The 5111-nt window shown below is 56.5% G+C and carries 1 protein-coding gene; it reads left to right on the top strand.

The features are described from left to right. Positions 1 to 5111 (top strand): FG-GAP repeat domain-containing protein (locus tag FFS57_RS24330; protein WP_137940415.1); only part of this gene is annotated, 5111 nt, incomplete at both ends.

A 5111-nucleotide genomic window follows, 5' to 3' on the forward strand; every position in this document is an offset into this window, starting at 1 on the left:
GGACCTGTGGGTGGTGAGCGACCCACAGAACGGCAACACACTGGTGACGCACTGGGTAGGGGATGGTACGTCCTTGGTGAAGGGTCAGGGCATCGAATGGACCTATGGCTTCTTCGCGGACATGACCCTGCAGGTGCAGGACATCAACAATGATGGCCGGGGTGAGCTGGTGGGTATCCACTGGCGTACCAGCCACAGCAACTACTGGTACTCGATTGTATCGGTGGGTGCTGATGGCAAGCTGACGCTGCAAGAGAACAACTGGAAGAGCGAGAAGGCCGAACAACGGCTGACCGGTGATGTGGATGGCGATGGTCGTGGCGACATCATCGACGTGTACCGCAATGCGGATGGCACGCTGAAGTTGTGGAATGTGCATGGTAATGCTGACCGGACATTTACCGGCAAGACAGAATTCAACCTAGGTGCTGCCAAATCGAACAGCCGCTTTGTGGCAGGTGATGTCAACGGTGATGGTCGTACCGACGTAGTGCAAATCTGGCGCAACGATGCTGGCCAGGCCGTGGCGACACTTTGGCAGTCAGTCAGTGTGGCCAGCGGTAACAGTTATCGCCAAGGGGTAGATTCCATCCTCGGAGAATGGCGTCAGGATGCGCAATACCGTCTGCTCGACAATAACCTGGATGGCCGTGCTGACCTGGTCGTGACTTATCGTGGTGAGCAAGGTGAGGCGGTCATTGCCAGCTGGTTGTTTGATGGCAGTCAGTTTAGTCAGCAAGGTAACTGGCATGGTGATCGTCTGTTCCTGGATGCCGACCTGAACGGTGATGGACGTCTGGACCTGATTGAAATCCGCCATGATGCCAATGGCGAGGCCATTGCTGCCCAGTGGTTGGCTACCGATAGTGGCTTTACGATAGGCAAGCAGACCAGCTTGGGCCGCTGGCGGTCCGACACCACCTATCTGGTCAGCGATGTCGACGGTGATGGTCGATCCGAACTATTGGCCCTCAGCAGGCAGGCGAATGGCATGACCATTGCCGCCATCCACAAAGTCACTGCCGACGGCATCAACCTGCAGGCCACGGCAGACATCGATGGCACCTTGGTTCCCTACACCCGGTTCTTTGCTGCCGATGTCAACGGTGACGGCAAGGGTGACCTGATCGCACAGTGGGACAACACGAGTGGTCGTACCAATCAGGCTGATTACCTGAGTACTGGCACAGCATTTGCCGCCGGTAAGCGTACCGATTTCCCTGGCGCGTTCGATGACAGTCGTCAGGCCATTCAGTTGGATCTGAATCGCGATGGCCGCGCCGACTCGGTTCGTCTGGCACGCTATGGCAATGAGATCAAAGCCTATTCCGCAGTACGCAGGGGCGACAAGTACGACCAGTATGAATCGAGCCTGGGCAACTGGAACCCGGCAACCCAGTACCTGGTAGGTGACCTGACCTACGGTGCCGGTGCAGACGGTATGCGGGACCTGATGGCAATTACACCGCAAGCAGATGGTACCGTTTTGCTGAAGCATTGGCCTTCGGATGGTGCCTACTTCAAACCGGGGTATGAACAAAACCTGGGCCCTGCCAAGCCGAATGCGCGTTATCTGATAGGAGACATCAACGGTGATCGGCAGAGTGACCTGGTGGTGGTCTGGAAGAATACTCAAGGGCAGGCCGTGGCAACGGTCTGGCGTGCCGAACTCAGCGATAGCGAAACGGTGAATGCCACCCAGAAATGGGTTCAAGGTCCGGATCAAATGCTGGGTCAATGGACTGACAATGCCACTTATCGTCTGAGCGACCAGAATCAGGATGGCCGTGCCGACCTGATCGGCGCCTGGACCGATGCCGATGGCAAGATTGTGTTGCAGACCTGGTTGAGTGACGGGATCAGTGTGTCCACCAATGGCAACTGGGGCAAGGACATCCAGTACCTGGACGGCGATTTCAATGGCGATGGCCGTATCGATCTGCTGGAACTACGCCACCGTGGCGATGGTAAGGCCGAAGTGCGGCAATGGCTGGCAACCGATACCGGTTACGCCGCGGGCAAGGTCAGTACCTTGGGCAGTTGGCGTGCAGATACCCGCTGGCTGGTCGGGGACGTGACCGGCGATGGTAAGGTCGATCTGGTGGAAATCCGTCGTGAAAGCGACAGCAAAGTGACCGCCACCACCTGGGTGTCGGGCGAAACCGGCTTTGTGCAAGGCGAGGTGACGGATGTGTCACCGTTGAATGCCCATCAGTCCCGTTATTACCTGGCTGATCTGAGCAGCGATGGCAAGCTGGATCTGGTGGTGGAATGGGTGAAGCCGGGTGAAGAGGGCAATACCTACCTCACGGAGTGGACCAGCCAAGGCAGCAAATTCGCCAGAGGTAAAGATGTATCGATGGCTGGCAGGATCAGCGCCTACCGTTACAACCCGTTGGCGTTCGGAAAAGAATTCGGGACCGATTTCAAACTGGTGCGGTTCCGCGAGTCAGGCAGCAACACCACATTGGACTACATCTACCGTAAGGCGGATGGTACGTTCGGTACCAACTTCACCAATGTGACCGAATGGTGGACGCCAGACACCCGTTACTACCAGGCAGACTGGGCTTATGGCATGGGCGGGGATGGCAGGCAGGATATCGTCGGCATCTCCACCAAAGCAGATGGCACGGTAGCAGCACGTTACTGGCGCGGCAATGGCACGACCTTTGATGCATCCAAAGAGTTCAGCTTAGGCCAGGCCATGCCAAATGCCCGTTATCTGGTGGGTGATATCAATAGCGATCGCCAAAGCGATATCGTGGTGGTGTGGAAGAATGACCAAGGCCAGGCCGTGGCTACCTTCTGGCGCGCAGACGTTAGTGAGAATGATTCGATCAGCTTGACTCAGAAGTGGGTGCAAGGCCCTGACCAGATTCTCGGTCAATGGAACGACAACGCGACCTATCGTTTGAATGACCAGAACAAGGATGGTCGTGCCGACCTGATTGGTGCCTGGACCGATGCGGACGGCAATGTCGTATTGCAGACCTGGCTGAGCGATGGGATCAGTGTGTCCGCCAATGGCAACTGGGGTAAGGATATCCAGTACCTGGACGGTGATTTCAACGGCGATGGCCGGATTGACATGCTGGAAATCCGTCATCGCGGCGACGGCTTGACGGAAGTACGGCACTGGCTGGCAACGGATACGGGTTATAACGCCGGCAAAGTCAGCACGTTGGGCAACTGGCGTGCGGATAGTCGTTGGTTGGTCGGAGATGTCAATGGTGACGGTCGCACCGACCTGGTCGAGATCCGTCGCGAGACAACGGCCAAAGTGACGGCGACCACCTGGTTGTCTGGTGAGGCTGGTTTCAGCTTGGGCGATACCACTGACGTGTCTCCACCTAATGCCCATCAGGCACGTTATTCGTTGGCTGATCTGGGTGGTGACGGCAAATTCGACCTGCTTGTGGAATGGGTGAAGCCTGGTGAGGAGGGCAGTACCTACATGACTGAGTGGGTCAGTCAGGGCAGTAAATTTGCGAAGAGCAAAGAGGTCACCTTGGCGGGCCGCATCAGCGGCCAGCGTCAGGCTTCCATCCAGTTCGGCAACGAGTTTGGCGCCGATGCCAAGTTGGTACGTTTCCGCGAATCCGGTAGCAACACTACGCTGGATTACATCTACCGCAAAGCGGATGGGACATTTAGCACTAATTTCACCAATGTAACCGAATGGTGGACGGCTGATACCCGTTACTTCAAGGCTGATTGGGCCAATGGTCGGGGTGGAGATGGCCGCAGGGACCTGATTGGGATTTCGACAAAGGCGGACGGCACGGTAGCGGCACGTTACTGGCGCAGCAATAGCAGTACCTTCGAAGCGTCGAAGGAATATAACCTGGGCCAGGCCAAACCGAACGCGCGCTATTTGGTAGGTGACCTGAATGGCGACCGTCAAAGCGATATTGTGGTTGTTTGGAAAAATGACCAAGGGCAGGCGGTAGCAACACTATGGCGTGCAGAAGTCAGCGACAGCGCTACGGCCAATCCGGTATTACGTTGGGTACAAGGCCCAGATCAAGTATTGGGCCAATGGCAGGACAATGCCACTTATCGCCTGAACGACCAGAACCAGGATGGCCGTACCGACCTGATCGGTGCGTGGACTGATGCCGATGGCAAGGTGGTGGTGCAGACCTGGCTCAGTGATGGGGTCAGTGTGTCTGCCGCCGGTAATTGGGGCAAAGATGTCCAGTATCTGGATGGCGATTTCAATGGCGATGGCCGGATTGACCTGCTGGAAATCCGTCACCGTGGTGATGGTCAGACCGAAGTAAGGCAGTGGATTGCCAATGACACGGGTTATAGCGCTGGCAAAGTAAGTGTCATGGGTAATTGGCGCGCAGATACGCGTTGGTTGGTTGGGGATGTGACCGGAGATGGCAAGGCCGATCTGGTCGAGATTCGCCGTGAGACCGATGCCAAGGTTACCGTAACGACTTGGTTGTCCGGCGAGGCCGGTTTCACTCGGGGAGATACGACTGATGTGTCGTCGAACAGCCCATACCGTGCACGCTATTTCCTGGCGGATCTGCTAGGCGATGGCAAGGCGGATCTGGTGGTGGAATGGGACAGCCGCGATGGCAATACCCGCTACACCGAATGGACCAGTCAGGGCGGTAAGTTCGTCAAGGGTCAGGAAACCTACGCCGGCGGTGCGATCGACAATCAGTTGCGCAGTCCGTTGTTCTTGGACATGAATCGTGATGGCAAGCAGGATCTGGTGAAGTTCTACCAATCGGGTGATAACACTTACGCTTACAGCATGCGTCGCCGGGCAGATGGTGGTTTTGATCAATACAATACAACCATTAATGGTTGGAATCCCAACGCCCAGTACTTCACTGCAGAACTGTCTCATGGCCGCGGTAGCGATGGCCTGAAAGATCTGCTGTCGATCACGCCACAAGCAGATGGCAGCGTTAAACTGAAGCACTGGTGGTCAGATACCAACTACTTCCAGCCCGGTTATGAGCAGAGTCTGGGCGTGGCCAAACCCAATGCCCGTTACCTGGTGGGTGACCTGAACGGTGATCGCCAGAGCGATCTGGTGGTGATCTGGAAGAACGAACAAGGCCAAGCCGTTGCAACGGTCTGGCATG

Origin of the sequence: Chitinivorax sp. B (assembly GCF_005503445.1) — a bacterium.
Taxonomy (GTDB): Bacteria; Pseudomonadota; Gammaproteobacteria; order Burkholderiales; family SCOH01; genus Chitinivorax.